The organism is Planococcus sp. MSAK28401 (assembly GCF_018283455.1).
Lineage (GTDB): Bacteria > Bacillota > Bacilli > Bacillales_A > Planococcaceae > Planococcus > Planococcus alpniumensis.
This window is the reverse complement of the sequence record NZ_JAAMTH010000001.1, coordinates 816183-835344: the sequence shown is the minus strand read 5'-3', so window position 1 is coordinate 835344 and position 19162 is coordinate 816183. Positions and strand designations below refer to the sequence as shown.

17 protein-coding genes and 1 pseudogene are annotated in these 19162 nt (G+C 45.1%); 8 read left to right on the top strand and 10 right to left on the bottom strand.

All coding sequences use genetic code 11. The annotated features are described in order from the left end of the window. Nucleotides 1-21: 21 nt before the first annotated feature. The 4 genes from srtD to G3255_RS04215 all read right to left on the bottom strand — a co-directional run bounded on the left by srtD (nt 22) and on the right by G3255_RS04215 (nt 2603). Complete coding sequence (gene srtD / locus G3255_RS04230) at nt 22-657, bottom strand: class D sortase, LPxTATN-specific (protein ID WP_211653433.1); 636 nt, start codon at nt 655-657, stop codon at nt 22-24. A gap of 136 nt (nt 658-793) precedes the next feature. Next, complete coding sequence (locus G3255_RS04225; protein ID WP_211653432.1) at nt 794-1228, bottom strand: excalibur calcium-binding domain-containing protein; 435 nt, start codon at nt 1226-1228, stop codon at nt 794-796. A 202-nt stretch (nt 1229-1430) separates the two neighbouring features. Beyond that, nucleotides 1431-1883 (bottom strand): DUF1579 family protein, encoded by a 453-nt coding sequence (locus G3255_RS04220; RefSeq protein WP_211653431.1) that lies wholly within the window; start codon nt 1881-1883, stop codon nt 1431-1433. A 24-nt stretch (nt 1884-1907) separates the two neighbouring features. Then, on the bottom strand, nt 1908-2603 hold the full coding sequence (locus tag G3255_RS04215; protein WP_349291418.1) for an MgtC/SapB family protein: 696 nt from the start codon (nt 2601-2603) through the stop codon (nt 1908-1910). A 293-nt stretch (nt 2604-2896) separates the two neighbouring features. Here G3255_RS04215 and G3255_RS04210 point away from each other — a divergent pair, with 293 nt between their 5' ends. After that, the gene (locus tag G3255_RS04210; RefSeq protein ID WP_211653430.1) at nt 2897-3058 is read left to right on the top strand and encodes a PH domain-containing protein; all 162 of its coding nucleotides are present in this window, start codon (nt 2897-2899) and stop codon (nt 3056-3058) included. A 58-nt stretch (nt 3059-3116) separates the two neighbouring features. Here G3255_RS04210 and istB read toward each other — a convergent pair whose 3' ends face one another. Beyond that, entirely contained in the window at nt 3117-3836 is a 720-nt protein-coding gene (gene istB / locus G3255_RS04205; RefSeq protein ID WP_211653429.1) for an IS21-like element helper ATPase IstB, read from the bottom strand. After that, nucleotides 3836-5338: an IS21 family transposase gene (gene istA / locus G3255_RS04200; protein WP_211653428.1), complete on the bottom strand. Its 1503-nt coding sequence runs from the start codon at nt 5336-5338 to the stop codon at nt 3836-3838. The genes istB and istA overlap by 1 nt, the downstream gene beginning before the upstream one ends. Nucleotides 5339-5485: 147 nt before the next feature. On the opposite strand from istA, the pseudogene G3255_RS04195 reads away from it, so the two are divergent. Further along, a pseudogene (locus G3255_RS04195) lies at nt 5486-5716 on the top strand (PH domain-containing protein); the annotation flags it as partial. Between the two features lie 811 nt (nt 5717-6527). Here the strand turns inward: G3255_RS04195 and G3255_RS04190 are convergent. Further along, complete coding sequence (locus G3255_RS04190; protein ID WP_211652904.1) at nt 6528-7709, bottom strand: IS256 family transposase; 1182 nt, start codon at nt 7707-7709, stop codon at nt 6528-6530. Nucleotides 7710-7926: 217 nt separating this feature from the next. On the opposite strand from G3255_RS04190, the gene G3255_RS04185 reads away from it, so the two are divergent. The 3 genes from G3255_RS04185 (at nt 7927) to G3255_RS04175 (ending at nt 9987) form a co-directional block, all read left to right on the top strand. Beyond that, nucleotides 7927-8379, top strand: a complete 453-nt coding sequence (locus tag G3255_RS04185) for a hypothetical protein (RefSeq protein ID WP_211653427.1) — start codon at nt 7927-7929, stop codon at nt 8377-8379. Nucleotides 8380-8642: 263 nt separating this feature from the next. Next, entirely contained in the window at nt 8643-8966 is a 324-nt protein-coding gene (locus G3255_RS04180; protein ID WP_058381572.1) for a PadR family transcriptional regulator, read from the top strand. Further along, nucleotides 8959-9987: a DUF4097 family beta strand repeat-containing protein gene (locus G3255_RS04175; protein WP_211653426.1), complete on the top strand. Its 1029-nt coding sequence runs from the start codon at nt 8959-8961 to the stop codon at nt 9985-9987. Before G3255_RS04180 ends, G3255_RS04175 begins: the two co-directional genes overlap by 8 nt. Nucleotides 9988-10069: 82 nt before the next feature. Here G3255_RS04175 and G3255_RS04170 read toward each other — a convergent pair whose 3' ends face one another. Next, nucleotides 10070-10882, bottom strand: coding sequence for a hypothetical protein (locus G3255_RS04170; protein ID WP_211653425.1), 813 nt, complete (start codon nt 10880-10882; stop codon nt 10070-10072). Nucleotides 10883-11062: 180 nt separating this feature from the next. Here G3255_RS04170 and G3255_RS04165 point away from each other — a divergent pair, with 180 nt between their 5' ends. After that, nucleotides 11063-11557, top strand: coding sequence for a PH domain-containing protein (locus G3255_RS04165; RefSeq protein WP_211653424.1), 495 nt, complete (start codon nt 11063-11065; stop codon nt 11555-11557). Further along, entirely contained in the window at nt 11554-13083 is a 1530-nt protein-coding gene (locus tag G3255_RS04160) for a PH domain-containing protein (protein WP_211653423.1), read from the top strand. The genes G3255_RS04165 and G3255_RS04160 overlap by 4 nt, the downstream gene beginning before the upstream one ends. 260 nt (nt 13084-13343) lie before the next feature. On the opposite strand, the gene G3255_RS04155 is transcribed toward G3255_RS04160, so the two are convergent. Beyond that, the gene (locus G3255_RS04155; protein WP_211653422.1) at nt 13344-15362 is read right to left on the bottom strand and encodes an alpha/beta fold hydrolase; all 2019 of its coding nucleotides are present in this window, start codon (nt 15360-15362) and stop codon (nt 13344-13346) included. Nucleotides 15363-15747: 385 nt separating this feature from the next. On the opposite strand from G3255_RS04155, the gene G3255_RS04150 reads away from it, so the two are divergent. After that, nucleotides 15748-17421: a DUF2207 domain-containing protein gene (locus G3255_RS04150; protein WP_211653421.1), complete on the top strand. Its 1674-nt coding sequence runs from the start codon at nt 15748-15750 to the stop codon at nt 17419-17421. Between the two features lie 50 nt (nt 17422-17471). Here the strand turns inward: G3255_RS04150 and G3255_RS04145 are convergent, their stop codons facing one another. Continuing rightward, nucleotides 17472-19157 carry a peptide ABC transporter substrate-binding protein gene (locus G3255_RS04145; RefSeq protein WP_249222062.1) on the bottom strand — a complete coding sequence of 562 codons (1686 nt, stop codon included), beginning with the start codon at nt 19155-19157 and terminating at the stop codon, nt 17472-17474. Nucleotides 19158-19162 lie beyond the last annotated feature (5 nt).

The following is a 19162-nucleotide window of genomic DNA, read 5'->3' as shown; positions in this document are numbered from 1 at the left end:
AGCTACCAAACTATATGCTTACTACTTCAATTTTTGCTCAGCGACCAGTTCTGCTTGAACGATATACCGATCCGGAGCATAGCCGATAAAGTCGAAAGGATAACAAGTCGTCAAAGTCAGTGTAGATTCCTCTTTTTCTACAATGACTGTTCGATCCTCTTCGTGCGTGATCCACGTATCCGTGACTTCATAAATAAATATTTCATCGCCGTATTGCACATGAAGCAGATCGGCCTTTTCAAGTTCACCTAATCTAGTAAAGACTGTGTCCCGATGGCCGCTTAGAACGGTATGGCCGTAACCGCCTGGCACCGTCGTCAAATCACTGATGAACATGCCGACGCCTTGAGTCAAGGTTGAAGGATCCGTCCCCCAGTAGATGGAATATTTTTGTTCAATCTTGGGGATGAGCAGTGTAGCGATATTCGCTCCTGCCTCTTCTTGAATATCGCTTGTGAAAACTGGAGTCGGCTCTTCGATGGAAGGTGGCGTATAGATCATTTCTTTTTCCAGTGTCTGGGCCACTTCCGCCACTTCATCCGCTTCTTTTTCAGTGAAATCCTGCGCAGCTGTATGGCCGGTATTCCATTCCAAGAAATTCACTATGACAATACTTGCGCCAATAAAAAGGAGCACCAAGCCCAACCAACGCCTCATTTAGCTTCACCTCGCAATAAAGAGGCTGCCCCAAAAGGTCATGGTCATGACTTTCAAGGACAGTCCTTTTTAGATTTGGATAAAGCGGCGGATATTCAATTCCGCTGCTCTTTAATATGAGTGCTTATCAGACAGCCTATTGCTGATCGGCTGTTTGGTTCTTTCTACGGAATAAGAGCAATGAACCTGCCCCGGCAATTCCAGCGCCGAACAGCATCATAAGAGGGCCATTAGAAGCGGTATCCGGCAAAGCTGCGCCTTCCTCTTCCTCTTCTACAGCTTCTTCCTGATCACCAGAAGCTTCGTCATCAGATCCGGCAGCTTCTTGGCTCGCTACATAATCATCGTATTCTGATTGGCTGACTTCACATGCGAGTCCATCATTATCACGGTCGAGATCGTGCGGGTCGTTTTCTGCACTATACCCGTTCGCGTACCAAAATTCCATGACTTCTTCATGGCTTGAAAAATCATCACAGTTCTTGTCGTCGTGTTCATCGGCGGCTACGTTTAGAGAAGCCCCCATCACTAAAAGTGACCCCATAAAAATTCCAGCAATTCCTTTTTTCATATTATTCTCCTTCCATTTCCTTTATTTTCTTGCTACAACAAATAATAGTCTGAATTAACAAATAATTCAATATCATTTTCGATATTTTTGTCATAATCCTCATAAAGACATCAAAAGTCCTGTTTCTCGTTGATTACTTCCAAATTTTTCATTTACACAGTCAAAAAGCCCTCCAAGCAATCCAGAAGGCTTTCACTCTTTACTATTTTTTATAAATCAAGCTGAAATCATGCTCCCAATGAACACCGTCTGCTGATTGTTCCCAGGAGCTTTCAATAAGACTTCCTGCTGCATTCACTTTTCCGCTGAACCGTTGATGGAAATCGAGCGGTGAGAAATCGGGCTCGGTCCGCCATAACTTCCAGACACCTTCTTGAAAACTCATCTCGTATAACCGCGTCACGCCGCGCGAATCAAAATAATGCTGCACATATTGTTCCTTCGTATCGTCCCAATCGTAGACGATCATGCTGCTCGGAAATTCAGGCTTGTTGATCTGCGTGCGCTGAATGACGTAACGCTCATCCAGCCAGTTGAAGCTTGTCTGCCCCGTAATCGGCGTTGGTTGAAGCTCGGGATGAAATACTTCGATTGCCCAAGTCCCGATAAAGAAATCCAAGCGGCTCATCATTTCTTTCCGTGTTGATGGCGGCATTGCATACTCACCTCCAGAACTAAATTAAGTAATCACTTTTATGACAGCCGCTGATTTCTGTAAGTCCTTCACCAACTCCATTTCTCGGCCAGTCTCTCCACCTTCTATCGAAAAAATATATTTTGAAATATTTTTACTGCCATATAGCGCTCCATCTTCAATACGAAAATCAATGATGATCAATTGGTGGTATTCAAAAGCATGGCTAATCTTTGAAAAAATTTCTTGTTCATCTTCGGCTATTACCGTTATTTGTCTTTGCTTAGAGCTGGGGATGTACTTTTTTTCTAGTTTTCCAAGAACAAACAGGACCATCAGTACAATAAAAGTCGCTAACACGGCTACGTAATACATCCCAATGCCTACCACCAACCCAAGTCCTGCAGCAACCCAAATCGAAGCGGCTGTTGCCAAACCTTTTACCGATTTTCCATGGACGATAATAGTGCCCGCTCCAAGAAAACCGATGCCACTGATGACATAGGATGGAATACGGCTAGGATCGAATTGGATAGGTCCCGTGCTATTTTTCAGGAAATACTCAAAACCGGTGATGGAAAGCAGCATCATCAAACAAGCCCCAATGCCAACCAAAAGATGTGTGCGAAGTCCGGCAGGCTGTTTTTTCATTTCTCTTTCCATCCCGATAAGTCCACTTAATAGGGCAGCCAATATAAGCCGTAAAGTAATGATGAGATAATCATCTGGTAAAAAATCCACATTCATCCCTCCGATACTTATGGAGTCTATTATCATTTTATACCCCTTAAAGAGTTGATCCATTCTTTAATGCTGAGATAATTCACCCCTAGCTGGCAAGCCATACAGTCTTTGGCACATTCGGTTCTGCGGTCGCAGCCGTTTTTGCCCATTTGCTGCGGGAATTGCTGACAGATGCGATTGCGTACAAAGATTTGATTGTCTGAGTTGTAATCGAAAGGCTTGTTCATTTTTATAGCTCCCTTTTCCGACATATGCCATACTGATATCAACAATAATTAGGGGGAATTCAAATGGCAGAATTGAATGCAATGATGGGCTGGACCTTCCTGCAGGAAATTGATGTACCGGACTCGGTCAAGGACTTGCTGGTGGACGGTGAACAAGCGAAAGTCGCCTATAAAACCGTGCGCGATACCGCTGTCGTGACGAACAAGCGTGTTTTTGGCAAGTAAAAAATGCAGTGAATGGCAGTTAAAAATGTCGCTTGCCAATGCACCTTTTTCTACTTGTTCAATTTTGCAGTAAAGACTCTTTCATCCGATGACTCGGTCCTTTAAATACGACCAAATGGGAATGGTGAATCAATCGGTCAATGACTGCTTCGGTAAGAATGGGGTCACCGAAAACATGGTTCCACTCCCCAAACCGTAGGTTTGTAGTGATAATTAGGCTATTTCTTTCATAGCACAGACTGATAACTTGGAAGAGAAGTTCGGCTCCTTGTTTATGCAAAGGGATGAAGCCCAGTTCGTCTAAGATCAGTAAATCCAGTTTTTCAAGCTGCTTATGGAATCGACCAATTGTCCCTTTCTCGTGGGCATCTAGAAGCCGATTGACCAAGTTTGCTACCGTAAAGAACTTGATATTTTTAGCGGATGACTGAATGGCATTCAGTCCAATCAGTGTAGAAAGAAAGGTCTTCCCAGTGCCCACGCCTCCGTAAAATATCAGGTTTTCTTTCTTCGATAGGAATTCTCCCTCTAAAAAATAATTTCTCGTTAGTCCCTGGGTATAATCAATTTCATCCCATATGAAAGGTACCGATGGTACTTCTGGAAGCTGTGATTGACTGAGTAAGAGATTCGTTTTTCGTTCCTCCCGCTGCTGAACTTCTTGTTCCATCAGCTTGAGTAAAAACTCTTCATTCGAAGAAGCTTCTACCTCGTGGTAGTGCTGGCGAATCCAGCTCAACTTTAATCTCTTCGCATATTCCTCAATCAGTTGTTCCATTAAGAAGCACCTCCTTTATCAAAGAGCTGATCGTAATTACTCGCGCCTCTTATAATTGCAGGCATGACAGGAACTGAACCTTTACGAATCTCAATTTCTTTCCGGACGCCTCGTCCATTGATCAGTTGATAAAAGACCTGCTTAATTGAGTCGACCGAAGGATGGGCATATTCAGATGCGAGGGAGAGTGCTTCTGTCGCAATGGAGAAATCATGCTCTTTTAACAACACCGATAGAAGCCGCAAGGCTTGCTGTTTTTCAGGGACTGTACAAGCTTCCAAGTGTTGTTGCCAATTTTGTGGGAGCTGTTCATAGAAGTCGGTATACTTGATTGCCATTGGCCGTTTGGCCATTAAGTTTAAGTAAGGCTGCCATTCCATTGATTTTTTCTGGTCTCCGTAAATGCGTACATGGCTAATGATTAATTCTTTCTCCGGCGTCATGATGTCGATGCGGTTGTAGGAAATCTTGGCCAATACCTTGCCTTTCGCAAAGCGTGGGGAAGTGGAATAAAGGCGATTATCCACTTTTAGGTAGCCGTACTTATCGGGCTTTCCTGACTCATACCGCACACATTCAAAGACTTTTTCCGGCAGTTGGAACAGCGCTTCTTGGTCTTTCAGATAAAGTGCCGAAAGCTGTTCTTCCTTCACGTAATGCTTTCGGTCGCGATCTTCTTCGGCTAATTGCCAAAACGTACGATTCAGGCTTTCCAAATCGCTAAATGGCAATTCAGGCAATAAGAAATTGTTCCGCACGTACTTGACCATAGCTTCTACATGTCCCTTTTCATTGCCACTCGCTGGATTACAGAATTCTGGGGTGAATCCATAATGGAAGACAAAGCGCTGAAATTCATCCGTTAAGACTCTTTCACCATGAGGCAAGATTTTCTTTACCGCTGGTGTCAAATTATCAAAACGGATGGCCTTCGGGACACCGCCTATGTAATGGAAGATTCTTTTCAACCCTTCCAGGAAACACTCTCGATTCTGGGATCGAAACACTTGAAAATAAAAGCTATTGCTATAGGGAAATGAAAGAACGAGATAGGGAAGATCGATGACCTCGCCATTATGTATGAAGGGCGCTTCCCCAAAGTCCACTTGTGCTGTTCCTGGCTTAGCTTCCAACGGCAACGCCGACTCGGCAGCTTCCCCTAGTTCTTTTTTACGCCGGCTTACATAATCACGTACCGCACGGTACGATCCTTGAAAATTATGTTCCTTGACCAGTTGATCAAACATTCGCTTGGCAGTGCGTTGGAATTTCTTCTTTTTCTTTGAATCGTCCAACAGCCACTGATCGATAATTGGTTTCGCAGCCCCCATCACTCTAGCTTTGCGACGCTGTATTTGCTTTGGTTCGTTCCAGTCTTCTTTATCCGCATATTTCTTAATCGTTCGGAAATCTAGTCCCATCTGATTCGCCACTTCCGAATATGTACGCCTTTTCAGATTTACTTCTTGTCTGATATAATTTACGTCAGTCACTGTTAACACTCCTTATACCTCCCTGTAATTGTTAGCCCAATCACAGAGAGTTTAAATGTATGGGATGCTGTTGACAAGTGACTTTTTTTGTTCAAATAGCCTCAAGAGAGGCTACATAAATTAACTGCCAAAGACTACATTTTTAGAATGCCATAAACAAACAAGCGCATCATCATTTCCGACAAGCAAGGCTTAACGGGCAAAAAAGTCGAAGTCTACACCATTCCCTTCGCATCAATCAATATGTACTCGACCGAAAACGCCGGTACTTTTGATGCCAACGCGGAAATTCAGCTTTGGACAAGAGCCGGAAATTTTAAGCTGAATCTGAATAAGAAAGTTGATATCCGCAAGCTGGATAAGATTATTGCGGAAGGGATTCTTTAAGTACAAAAAACACCATTTCTTTTAAAAAAGAAATGGTGTTTGTATATAAACGTGTAAAATAGATTTAACCTGGAAATAGGTGTGATAATGAACAGTCACTATTTAGCTATATATTAAAATTGCAAATACAGTCAAGGAGTGATACGAATTAACCATTCTGCATATAAAATAAAATCCTTAGAAAACATTCTAGATATAGTGCGCAAAGTTAGTTTACTAGCTTTGATCTTCAGTTTATTTTCTTCTCTTTCATTTTTGATGACATATAGTTTTTTGTACGGGTATTACTTCGGAGGAGATGCACAAAATTCTTTTTCAAACTTCGAACTTATTCGGATTTTCGTCCCTTTTGATTTGAATACTATTCTATTTACTTATCTTATTATCGGGTTGTCCACAACCTTAATTACCTATTCTTTACACCTGATAATCAGTAAAGATACATTGGTAATTATAGGGTTGTTAATCTTATCTATAGTTTTTCATATTATTTTGACTGGCTTTTTCACAAACGATTTTACAATTATAAATATATTAAAATTTAGTGTTATCTGGATCTTCCCCCTTTTTATATCAATATTGATTTTGCTTTTTATTAGAGGAGTAAACAATATTTATAAATTATCTTCAGGTGCCTTATTTGGTTTTACTTTCTATATTCTTGTTCTATTGTTTCTTAACAATCTAAATCAAAACATCTCTGAAAGTCTTCTTATCTTAAGCATCACAATTTTCTCAGTTATATTTACATACATGAGACCGTCAATAATTATGTGTAAATAAGTAAATCCTTTTCTTGTATGTATATCGATTAGGTTTGCTTGAACATCTCAGTCAGCTCTGCACGAGCTTGATCGAATCCGATATGGCAACGGGTGGAGAAGTTCTGGTTATAGATTTCGAACTGGGAAACCAGGAAGCGATCCAAGGAATCTTCGTTCGGAAATTGCTCCTTGCGCTTGCTGTATTTCTTTACGTTCTTGTTGAACGATTCGATCAGGTTCGTTGAATAGATGCTTCGCCAAATGGATTTTGGGAAGCTGTAGAAAGTGAAAATATAGGGATTCGCTTCCAACGATTTCGCCACTTTGGGATAGGCCGTTTTCCATTTGTCGACAAAGGCTTTCAACGCTTTTTCACCCAGTTCTTGGTTCTCTGCCCGGTAGACCGATTTGAAATCATCCAGAATCTCCTTGCGATCGGTAACGCGAACTTTGTGGCGGATCCCACGCGACAAGTGGACGCAGCACGCCTGATATTGAGCATCGGGAAAGACCGCGAAGATGCGATCAGTGATGCCTTTTAAGCCGTCGGAGATAAACAAAAGCACCTCTTCGACACCGCGCTCTTTCAAGTCCAACAGGACTTCTTCCCAAACAAATGCGGATTCCGTAGGTGCCACTGTATAGGCCAAGACTTCTTTTGAGCCGTCCTCTCGGATGCCAATCGTAATATAGACGGCTTCCTTCGAGACCGTGTCGCGCTTGAGGGCAATGTAAGTTGCATCTAGATAGACACACGCATAACGCTGTTCTAACGGACGAGATTTAAACGCCTCGACCTGTTCGCTCATGACTTTCGTCATATTGGAAATGGTTTGTGGCGTGTAATGATGGCCGTACATTTTCTCGATCAGGTCCGAAATCTCGGACATGGTCACGCCTTTTTGGAACATATGAATAACGAAGGCTTCCAGCGTATCGTTTGAGCGCTTGTACGGAGCGACCGTCTGTTGGTTGAATTCGCCGTTCCGGTCCCGTGGCATCGAAAGCTCTAAATCCCCATACTCCGTATGGAGTGTCCGCGTGTAGACACCATTGCGTGAGTTGCCGGAATTAAACCCGATGCGGTCGTATTTTTCGTAATCCAGGAACGCTGTTAGTTCCGTTTGAAGAAGTGTATTCACCGCCGTCTCCAAATGTTTGCGAAAAACTTCGGAGATGTCTTCTTTTTTTACTAGAGCTTGCATAATATCTGTTGTAAACTGAGTCATAGGGAAGGCCTCTTTTCTGTGAATTGGTTGTGGTGACTTAATTCTACAAGAAAAGGTCTTCCTTTTTCTATTTATTCATTTACACAAGATATTTTACGCTCTCACATACATCCCTTTGAATAGATTCACTAATATTCTATTTATCTTTCCTTATACGTTTTTACTTTTCTTATTGACAGTTCCTCAACTGCAATTAACATTTTTTGAAAATTTTCATTTGAGCTTTAAACTTATTTCCCTAGTATTGATATCGGTACTGATAAGTATTTTTATTTCATGGATTTCAAAAAAATTTATAAGCTTTAATAAAACAACTGAAATTCCTGTTCTTCAAAAAGCAAATAACTCTTTAGGCAAGACCGTATTAGACATAATTAATCAATTCTTGAATCCCAATACTCACAAAAAAGCAACTGTTTTTCTTCTCATTTTTATTTTAGCTATTTTTGTTTTAATTCCGCGTGTTGCTGCCTCGACAGCAAAGATAATTAGAGAATTTACCCCTAATAGTGAATTACAATTTTCTAAGATTCAAATTTTAACACCAAGTGGAACAATCGAAACAATCGATGGCATAGTGGTGGCCGAAAAAAACAATACGCTTTATATTTCAAACAAAGATTGGGAACTTCAACAAGTTAAAACTGATCAATACTATGTGAACCCATAATTTTTTACTTAGGAGTTGATCTTTCGTTCCCTTTTAAAACTTAAAATATTATATCGAGCAGGAAAGAAAGCAGTCCATCAAAGTTTGATGCAACTGCTTTTTTCTATTAAAAAATAATACATTTCTTTAAGTAACTATTATTATTTCTTCAAAATTTCTAGTTTTATTTAATTCAGTACCTTGCATTAAACAATACTGGATGATATATTATTCATTAATCACTACTGTTTATAAAACACTAGCTAAGAAAGGAGGGAATCCCATTGAACATCCAGTTTAAAAAAGGCGTATTGAATTTATGTGTGCTGGTGCTGTTGGATAAACAAGACCGCTACGGCTATGAACTCGTCCAGAAAATCTCGAGCCGCATCGCCATCTCGGAAGGCGCCGTCTATCCCCTGCTGCGGCGGCTCACCAAGGAAGGCTATTTCACCACCTACTTGCAGGAATCAAGCGAAGGCCCGCCGCGAAAATATTACTCGCTCACTGAACTCGGCCGGACGTATTTGCAGGAACAGCTCGAAGAATGGAAAAGTTTCACGGATGGGGTCAACCAACTAATTGAAGAGGGTGTGCAAAATGACTGAAAACCAATTTTTGCAAGAACTTGAAACAGCGTTGAAACAATTGCCGAAAGAAGAACAAAACGATATTCTCCAAGACATTAAAGAGTATTTTGCGAACGGCCAGGCGGATGGCAAGACGGACAACGAAATTGCCGATGAACTCGGCTCGCCGCAGGAAATCGCCGATGAATTGATCGAGTCGTTTGATTTCAACCAAAACGACATCAGCACGGCGGCGAATGAACTGACGGAAGATAAATTCGATCAAGTCGACATTCAGATTGATAACGGCATGCTTACCATCGGCCCTTCGGAAGATGGCAAGATGTATGCCGACATCACCGATAAAAGCTACCGCCAGCAGTTGTCTGTCGATATCCTCAACCGGACGCTTGTCATCACCTTGAAAGAAGAGCCGAGAAAATGGGGCATCTTCAGCTTTACCGGCAGCATGAAATCACCAAAGCTCGACGTCCGCTTGCCGAAGAAACTGTATGACAAGATCTTAATCGATTCCGACCATGGCATGATCACTGGCGAGAATCTCGACAGCCGATACTTATCCATCGAAACGGATAACGGCCGCATCGAACTCACGCAAATGAATGCGGATCAAGCAAGCGTCAAATCGGACAATGGCGATATCGAATTGGCACGGGTACAGGCGAAGAAACTGAAAGTCGGCACTGACAACGGACAGCTTCAGCTTCGCAACATCCAGGCAGATGAACTTGATGCTTCTACGGACAATGGCGCCATCGACTTGAGAGATATCGAAGGCAATGTGCGTGCGAAAACCGACAACGGGCTCATCCATTTGTCCACCGTGGACCTCGACCGGACGATCAGCCTCGAAGCTGATAACGGCGCAATTTCTGTGGAAACACGAGTGAAGCCAACAAACGCAACGATCCGTGCGAATGTCGATTGGGGAACGGTTTCCGTATTCGGTGTGAAAAACCGCCACAGCGTGTTCGGCAGCGGCGAGAATGCAGTGGATTTGCAGTCGGATAATGGCAGCATTAAGGTTGAACTTGTATAGAGAAAAGCTATCCATGAACCCCTAAGGGTTCACGGATAGCTTTTTAAATTACGGAAATTTCATCCATATTGCTTTGCTTCATTCACGATTTGATGCGTGTAAAAAACAAATAGCCAATTACCGCAAGCAAGCGGTTTTTGTCATCTTTGCCAATATTCTCGGATAATTCCACAATATCATTTTGCATGTCCCTGAAAAGATGTGTGTACTCGTGTGGGAACATCCCGTTATAGAAATAAGCCCAGCGCCGCTCCTGCTGGTCATTCCAGCTGAAACTGCCCGTAAAACCTGATGCCTGAATTGGCAGGATGAGCTCTTGTCTTTCATTGTATAGTTTGCCTTTGATATTGACGAATGCCTTTAATTCTTCTTGTATGTATGTGCCGAGCATATTGTTTTCCGCACTGAAAATCTCGAGCTTGGACTGTTTCACCCATCCTGTTTTCCGGAAGCTCAATTGGATCTTGCCCTCATCATCGAGAAATTGATAGGTCATCGGAAACCATGTCAAAAGTGTTGCGTCCCTCAACAACACCGGATACATCCACCATTTAATGTTAGCCATCTCCACACTGCCGATAAACCCACCACTTTTTTCAAACAATAAAAGCCTCGGAACAAAGGTGGCATCTTTTTTGATGACCAGCTCTTTCAGCTCCAGCAGCTGCTTGTCGGAATGCGGTATTTCAATGTCTTTTACTTTAAGGTAATGCGAGCGGCTGATGACAATAATCGAGATGCTCAATCCGAATGGCAGCAAAAAGAATAGCAACTCCCACAACTCCCGGCTGCTCTCAGGCCTCTGAAAGATTAGCCAGCCGGCTGCTACTAGCACCGTAACCGCCAAAAAGACATAAGCAAGCTTTTCCCTTTTTTTATACATTTCTGCAAGCATGATTTCCCTCCTTAAATCAGCTTTTTTCAAATGAAGCTTTTTAAGACCCTCTTTATCCATTCAATCGGCCGTAACTTTACCATATTATTCCTTAAAAGGTCAACTTGACTACATCTGTGAAACTTCAGTGCCATTTATACGTATAGAATACTATCTTATGAAAATGGTGGTGCACTTTATATGAATGGTCAAACTGTCGTTCCGCAGCATTCACTCTCTCCTCATGCAGTCAAATACTGGCGCATGGAGGAACTGATTTCCAACATCATCGCGTTTATCGTCCTTGCAGTGCTTTTTTATTTAGATTTTCGCTTTGATTGGTACAGCTGGATTTTCTGGGTGCTAGTAGCGCTAGCCGTCTTTTTCGTCATCGGTTTGGTGTGGTCGTTTCTCAGCCCGCCGCTCACCTTCAAAAGCTGGCGCTACGATTTGGACGAAGAGTTCTTACATTTGCAATTCGGTATATGGAGCCGCACTGAGCAATTGGTGCCGATGACCAAAATCCAAGCCGTTTCACTGACCCAGGGGCCGTTGATGCGCAAATACCAACTCGCTTCCCTGTCCGTTGAAACGATGGGCTCGAGCCATGCCATCCCGGCACTGCCGAAAGACACGGCTGCCGAACTGCGCGAGCGCATCGCCCAGTTCGCCAAAATCAAGGAAGTGGAACAATGAACGACCATCGCCGCCATCATCCAGCACTCGTTCTATTTAAAGTCGGCAAATTGATTCGCAACTCCATTTTCATCATCTTGATTTTATTTGTCTTTCAAGCCGACAATGATGGACCGCTCCTCGTCTACGGCCGCTATGCGTTTTTGCTGTTTTTCGTGTGGTCTATCGTGTCCGCCATTTTGAAATGGCTTACGTCCACTTATGCACTCGACGACCAACGCTTTTATTTGAGGCGCGGCATTTTCAGCAAAATCGACCAGTCGATCCCATTTTCAAAAGTCCAGAACATCAACCGCCACACTTCCTTTTTCCACCGCGTGCTCGGGCTGACCTCAATCCGTTTTGAAACCGGCATCGCCGGGGAAGATGCCACCGTGAACTTCGAAGTCGCGACGAAAAAAGAAGCGGCGCGCTTGGAATCCGCAGTACAGGAACACAAGGAATCGCTTGACACAGAACCGGACACGGCGACTGTCGCCGAAGATGGCTCCGAAACTGAATACGTGCCGTCCCCGCGAAAACAGCCGGAACAGCGCGTCATCCATTTTCAGCCAACGCGGCGCGATTTGCTGAAAGCATCGATGACCTCGTTCAGTTTTTTGTTGCTTATTCCGCTGATTGCTTCACTTTATTATAATGTATCCGAATTTATCTCTCTTGAAGAGCGATTGGATGGCATCAGTGCCAGCCTGCTAGGTTCACCTTGGATCATAGCTAGTGCTGTAGCAGTGATCATTGCGGCTTCGTTCACGTTTGGCATTATTCATACATTTATCAAATACGGCAAATACGAAATTTCTTCGGATAGCGAGCGCGTCTACATCAAAAAAGGTGTTGTCTCGGAAGCGTCATTTTCGATCGCTAAAGAGCGCGTGCAAGCCGTGGAAATTACGCAATCCTTCTCCAAGCGGGTTCTTGGGCTTGCAGAAGTGAAATTGATCAGCGCTGGCAGCCTGGCCATGGGCGCGGAAGACTTGAACATCAGCTCGCTTTATCCTTTTCTGCCGAAACAAAAAGCCTATGCACTCGTTGCCGAACTGCTGCCTGGCTATCAAATCCAAGAAGACATGCAGCGTCTGCCGCGCCGTGCGCTATGGTTACGCATGCTCAAGCCGAGCTGGTTATGGCTGTTTGCCACAGCCGCGCTGTTTTACTTCAAACCGAACTTCCTTGGCATCGTTGATACTTGGTGGATCGCCTCCATCCTGTTGCTGATAGTCATATTCGCATCCCGCATTTTAGACTTTTTGCATACCCGCTATTTACTGAACGATGAATTGATCCAGTTGAAAGACGGCGGCTTCACTTCCACTTTATTCGTCACCAAGCGTGAAAAGATTGTCGAAGTCGAAATCACACAAAACCGCATCCAGCGCGCATTCGGTCTGTCTTCCCTCAAGACGGTCACACGCGCCCGGCCTATCCACACCTCCTATCTCGAAGATGTGCCGGATGCTCTGACCGGCACTTTCCGCCTGTGGTACCGTGGTCGGACCAGGGAAATCAAACTGGATGCCTCCAACTAAAAAGCCTTGTTGCCTATATGCGGGCAACAAGGCTTTTTTTTCGTTCTCTTAGCGGACATCCCGCTAGAGCAGGCGATGTTGAGCCACAGCACTGACCGGCTGTATCCATTTCCCTGTATTCGAAAGCCGGAATCGCCTGCATTGTTGATAAAAACCCCAACCTAACCAAAAGCTCACGATCATTTTCTGTCATTTGAATCTACTGGAATTCAGCAGATAGAAAAAAGACAAGAGGTGAAGTTCACCTCTTGCCCTGCTATTTAAAGAATCGTATAAAGAACCGTGTTCGCCAACGTAATGAGCGTCATCAAGATGGTATTCAAGAATGCCCCAACATAGACGTTGCCGGTTTTTCTGAAGAAATAGCGGTTGTAAATGGCCGCCACCAGCAAAATCGGAACAAGTCCGATGACAATGATCGACGATAAGGATTCGGCAGGGTAGCCGCCAGTCCCTGTCAGGAACAGCAACCCATAATGGTAAGCAAGATACAGAACCAATCCGCCGATAAAGTGAAGGATGGAAATTCCGTAGCCTTTCCAGCCATCATATATACTGCTTGCCGTATTAACATTCACGGACAGCCCGACAATGAAATAATAGATGAAGAACAACGGGGCATAACGCAGAAGCGCCCAAACATGCTGATCTTCAAAAGTTTTCACTGCCAAGGTCCATAGGCGGAAGTCGACTTTGAACAGTGCGTCGACCAAATACAGCAGGCCATAACCGATCACTACAGCCACAATCGCCGTAGCTAAAGCGGCAACAATCGTTTTGGCATTAGCCTTCAAGCCGTAACTCGCAAAGCTTGCGCCTTCCGCTTTTTTCGCCACGAAATGGTAGCCGACCAAAATCATCAAAGTTACAATGGCCACGTTGATCGCCCAAAAGACGACCGGGTTAACCGTCGCCGCGCCGAACCATTCCGTCGTCGCAAAAAAGCGTTCCTGTTGTCGCAAATAGATATACTGCACAATGCCGATCCCGAGGATAAGGCCCGATCCTGTTTTGATAGATTTGTCGCCATTTTTCACAAAGCTGAAGATGAAAATCAATGCCGCCAATCCGATCGTAATCATGCTGATCTGGCGAAGCAAAGTCATTCCTGTAGCATCTCCGCTATAAAGTGCTGTAAAGAACAAGGCTGGATAAAGCGCACCGACGATCAGCAAAATATAGCCGGCAAGCTTGGCGCCTGGTGTTTTCGGTGCTGACAGGGCTGCCGGCCGTTTGGTGTAGACCCAGTTGAAAAATGGCAATTTCGTCAACAAATTGATGACCGGAATGAACAATAAGAAAAAGCCAATCAACGCTACGAACGAGAACCATTCTTTCCACATCCACGTTTGGCCGTCGTCGCCGATCGCCACCAAATCTCCGTATTCCGCAAAGGCAGCATCGTAAAAATCGATGGCGTGTGCTGTCGATTGCTGGGAGAAATGATTCCACGGATGTGTTTCGTTCGGCTGGTAAATGATGCGCTGAGCACCATCGACTTCATAAAACTCACCAGCCTGCGCAGATTCCAAGCCGCCGAGGAAGCCCAAGCCTTCTGCTGTGCTGACATAATCTTTTTTCACGACGGGCTGTCCGGCAGCCGACGCTTCTGCATCAAAGAAAAATTCATCGTAGACGCCCGCAATTTTCCCGGACATGCGCGGGCCGTAGGAAGCATTGATTTCTTCACCCGTGTAGCCCAAAGTTTTCAGCCATTGATAATCCGATCCCATCGTCAAAGAGCTGTGGATTTTGCGGATGCCTGAATCCTGGAAATCAACTTCGTCGAGCATGACGGCGTGCGTGGATGAAAACCCGCCCATCGAATGGCCCGAAACAGCAATGATGCCGTTGCCTTCCGCATCTTTCAACACGTAATCCTGATCATACATATATTGAACGGCATCATACATCGCTTGTGGCCAGAACGAGAAAAACGGGACCGGCTTCTCCATTGTGCCTGTCGAGTGACCGTGGTCGTATTGATCGAGAGCCAATACTACATAGCCGCGCTTGGACATTTCAATAGCCTGGGCGTCCTGCATTTCCCCCGAGTTCAAATATCCGTGGGTTGCGACCAATGTCGGTCTTGCTTCACTGTCCGCTCCGTCCGGCTTGTAGAGCAGCCCAGACAATTCACCCCGTTCAGTTTCAAAATAAATCCTTGAGACATCCACTTCACCGCTGGAGCTATTGAATTGCGCAGCAACTGCGCTGCCAATGAACACTAATAATAAAGCAACAATTAAATATACAAGTGATTTTTTAAACTTCTTCATACTAATCTCCTTTTTTATGTAGTGATAGCCGTGGCGCCGTCAAAAAGTCCATTCCCAATTATCCATCCCCCTTCATGCACTGTTATTTGCGATGAAAAAAGACACATTAAATATCTTTGGTCCACGCCCCAAAGTAATTAATGTGTCTCCTAATCTCCTCACAAGATATTAACTTATACCTAGTATATTTAGTAATGAAAGCGCTGTCAAATAAATATTACAAATTATTCTAATTAATAAGGATAATATGCTCCTTTCATACAGCTCGCTGCCCCCAAAGTTTGAAGAGCTCCCTTACGAAAATCTCATGGCAACTATTCAAGCCAGTTCATAAATGAAACCTTCTCTCTCCTCAACCGTACTCCTATACAAGAGGTGATGAATCGTGAAGAACAAAAGAGTTTTGGTATTCGTTTTGTTCATTTTCCTGCTGCTCGTCCCGGTCCAGGCGTTTGCAGTTGATTTCGATATTACGGAAGTGCAAATCGAGGCTCAGTTGAATGAAGACGGTACGGCAGATGTCACGGAACAATTCACGTACGAATTCGAAGATGAGTTTAATGGCATCACAAGAAGCTTGATTCCGAAAGAAGGAACGTCGATCGAGGAGTTTACCGCGAGCGATAGCCGCCGGGACCTGGAAGTGGAAATCGAAAACGGCCTGTACAAAATTTACCGCTCAGGCAATGACGGCGATACGATCCAAGTCGAGCTGAACTACCGGATCATCGGGGCTGTCGAAAAGTTTGAAGACGGCGCCGAATTTTACTGGCCGTTCTTTGATGCAAGCAACGAAAGCGAATACGGTGATATGACAATTACAGTCATTCCGCCTGCTCCGGCAGCTGAAACCGAAGCGCTCGGATATGGCGAGGCGTTTGATACCTCGAACGTTACGGAAGATGGCACAGCTGTTTTCGATTTAGGCAATGTACCATCCGAAAAAAATGCGAATATCCGCGCAATTTTTGAATCCGAATTGTTCCCTGGTGTCACAGCGCAAGACGGCACGGTGCGCGATGAGCTCGCAGATGATCGCGAAGAACTCGAAAACGAGGCAGCAGCGTTCGACCGCAACCAGCAAATCGCGCAATCGGCTGGTATCCCCGCCATCATATTATTCGGCGCTGGCCTCATCGGCATCGTGCTATTTACTTGGATGAAGGCGATTCGTCGCAAACGGGAGGTCCAAAGCCAGCCTTATGAATTTTTCGTACCGGAAGATTCGATGAGCATTCCGGCACTGCTCCATTTCACGAACCCGACCTATGTCGCAGCGAACGGCATATCGGCGGCCATTTTAGATTTGATGAGAAAAGGCAAGATCCGGCAATTATCGGAAGATCATTTCGAACTGATTGACAGAAACACCGACTACAAACACGAAGAAGTGCTGATCGGTTTGTTATTCGATACGATCGGAGATGGTCAGGAGTTCACGCTTGAACAAGTTGAGATTTATACAAAAAACGAAAGCAATCACGAAGAGTACAACGCAGCTACTGCCGACTGGAGCAAGGAAGTAAAAGCCGAAGTGACGACTCATAATTTCTACGAGAAACATCCTGGTCTTCGATGGACTGCTGGAATCATGAGCGCAGTATTGCTGGGCCTTTCTATTTTTACCGGCATATACGGTTTATTGCCTTGGATGGCCGTATCCGCTGTTCTCGCGATGCTCGCTTTTGGATTTGCACTCAGTTATTCGCCCCTTACTCCCCAAGGGCATAAAATGCGCTATGAATGGCGCAGTATGAAAAACGCTATGGAACAATTGCCGACTGAACAATGGGAACGGCTGACAATGGACGAAAAGCAGCGCGCTTATGCGTACTTGCTCGGCAGCGACCAGAAAACAGCCGAGCGAAAAGCAAATGCCTTCACAGCCGCTGAGCCGGCCAACGATGTTTCTGGCTTCGCCATGAACCCGGTCCTCATGACAGCCGTATTCGTTTCGGCCAGCACCACGACGAGTTCGAGCGCCAGCGCAAGCGGCGGCGGAATGGCTGGAACTGGAGGCGGAGTCGGCGGCGGTGGCGGCGGCTCCGGCGCATTTTAAAATGAATACCTAAAACAAAAGGAGGATGGCAGCTGCCATCCTCCTTTTTATTATTCTCTTCCTGAGATATAAGCCCATTTATAGCTAAAGTCGCCCGTGAACGGATGCGTGATGACATCATGCACATACGGTTTTTGCAGTGCCATGCTGCCGAACTGATACATATTGGCAATGGCTGCATCTTCTTCGACGAGGATTTTCTCTACTTCCGCTAACGCTTGCCAGCGCTCTTCCGGCTTCAAGGCTAATTCGCCGTTCGCCTGTTCCAGCAATTCATCCACTTGTTTATTGGAATACGCCATCGTGTTTTGAGGCGATTCTGTCGCAAACAAATCAAGGAATGTAATCGGGTCCTGGAAATCCGGGCCCCAGCCTGTGCTTTGGATATCGTAATCTTGCGCATCGTTTTTATCGAGCAGGACATTGAACGGCACTTGGCTAAGTTCAAGTGTCAAGCCCTCCAGATTGCCTTCCATCTGGTCTTGCATATAGGCATCGATCTTTTTCGAAAGTTCCGTATCGCCGCTCAAGTACTCCAAGCTCACTTCCGTCAGCCCTTCTTCCTCCAAGCCTTCTGCCCATAAGGCTTTCGCTTCCTCGGCATTGAATTCCATCATATTCCCATTGACTGTGCGGAAATCTTCATTGTCTGCATCAAATGTGAATTCCGTTGGGACCAAGAAATCTGCCGGAATCGATCCGTTGGCAAGAACGATATCCGCCAAATCCTGTTTATTGAATGACAGTGCCAAAGCTTTGCGCAATTTCGGATTCGCAAGCGGTGTTGATTCGCCTTCGCGTTCCTGGTTGAATTGCAAATAATAGACCGATGGCTTCAAGACGCGCACGACTTCCTCATCGTCTGCGTATTGCATCGCAAATTCACCAGCCAAGCCGGCACGGTCTGCTTCCTCTGTTTCGTATAAATTAACCCCTGTCCCTGGATCCGGGACGATATTGAATTCGACTTTATCCAATTTCACTGTTTCTGCATCCCAATATTCGGGGTTTTTCTCCAGCTCCCACGACATGGCAGCAGCGTCCCAGTTCGCCAATACGAATGGCCCGTTCGACAATAGCTTGTCCGAGTCCATGGCGTATTGATCTCCAAGTTCCGTGACGTATGCTTCTTTCTGTGGATAAAACGTACCGAATGCCATCAATGACAAGAAATAAGGAATCGGGCGTTCAAGTGACACGACGAGCGTCTTGTCATCTTGTGCAGTAATGCCGAGTTCCGATTTATCCAGTTCGCCTGCTGCAATCGCAGCAGCATTCTTAATCGTTCCCGCCATCATATACGGGCCGTATGTCGAGCCTGTTTCCGGGTCGGCTGCCCGCTGCCACGCAAACACAAAATCTTGCGCCGTCACGGGTGAGCCGTCAGACCATTTTGCCTCGCGCAGGGTGAAGGTATAGGTCAGCCCGTCTTCACTGATTTCAGGCTCGGCCGAAGCCATCGCTGGAATAGCCGTGTTCTGCTGATTCAATCGGTAAAGGCCTTCGCCGGCATTATTTAACATGGTGAACGATACCGCGTCGTCTGCCAACACGGAATCCATGGTCGGAATCCCAGACCCTGTCGTCAAGCGCAATTCCTGGACACTGTCCAGTCCGTCTTGTTCTGCAGCACTTTCTGTATCTGTCGCAGTTTCCTGTTCCCCGCCGCACGCTGAGAGCACCGCAGCTAAACTAGCCGTGATTGCCAGCGCCCAAGCTTTATTTCGTTTAATCATTTATG

What these genes read in the sequence shown, in the direction of transcription:
- G3255_RS04190 (WP_211652904.1), bottom strand. Translation starts at nt 7,709, where the DNA reads ATGACTCAGTTTACAACAGATATTATGCAAGCTCTAGTAAAAAAAGAA.
- G3255_RS04155 (WP_211653422.1), bottom strand. Translation starts at nt 15,362, where the DNA reads ATGAAGAAGTTTAAAAAATCACTTGTATATTTAATTGTTGCTTTATTA.
- G3255_RS04225 (WP_211653432.1), bottom strand. Translation starts at nt 1,228, where the DNA reads ATGAAAAAAGGAATTGCTGGAATTTTTATGGGGTCACTTTTAGTGATG.
- G3255_RS04220 (WP_211653431.1), bottom strand. Translation starts at nt 1,883, where the DNA reads ATGCCGCCATCAACACGGAAAGAAATGATGAGCCGCTTGGATTTCTTT.
- G3255_RS04210 (WP_211653430.1), top strand. Translation starts at nt 2,897, where the DNA reads ATGGCAGAATTGAATGCAATGATGGGCTGGACCTTCCTGCAGGAAATT.
- istB (WP_211653429.1), bottom strand. Translation starts at nt 3,836, where the DNA reads ATGGAACAACTGATTGAGGAATATGCGAAGAGATTAAAGTTGAGCTGG.
- srtD (WP_211653433.1), bottom strand. Translation starts at nt 657, where the DNA reads ATGAGGCGTTGGTTGGGCTTGGTGCTCCTTTTTATTGGCGCAAGTATT.
- G3255_RS04145 (WP_249222062.1), bottom strand. Translation starts at nt 19,157, where the DNA reads ATGATTAAACGAAATAAAGCTTGGGCGCTGGCAATCACGGCTAGTTTA.
- G3255_RS04170 (WP_211653425.1), bottom strand. Translation starts at nt 10,882, where the DNA reads ATGCTTGCAGAAATGTATAAAAAAAGGGAAAAGCTTGCTTATGTCTTT.
- G3255_RS04175 (WP_211653426.1), top strand. Translation starts at nt 8,959, where the DNA reads ATGACTGAAAACCAATTTTTGCAAGAACTTGAAACAGCGTTGAAACAA.
- G3255_RS04160 (WP_211653423.1), top strand. Translation starts at nt 11,554, where the DNA reads ATGAACGACCATCGCCGCCATCATCCAGCACTCGTTCTATTTAAAGTC.
- G3255_RS04165 (WP_211653424.1), top strand. Translation starts at nt 11,063, where the DNA reads ATGAATGGTCAAACTGTCGTTCCGCAGCATTCACTCTCTCCTCATGCA.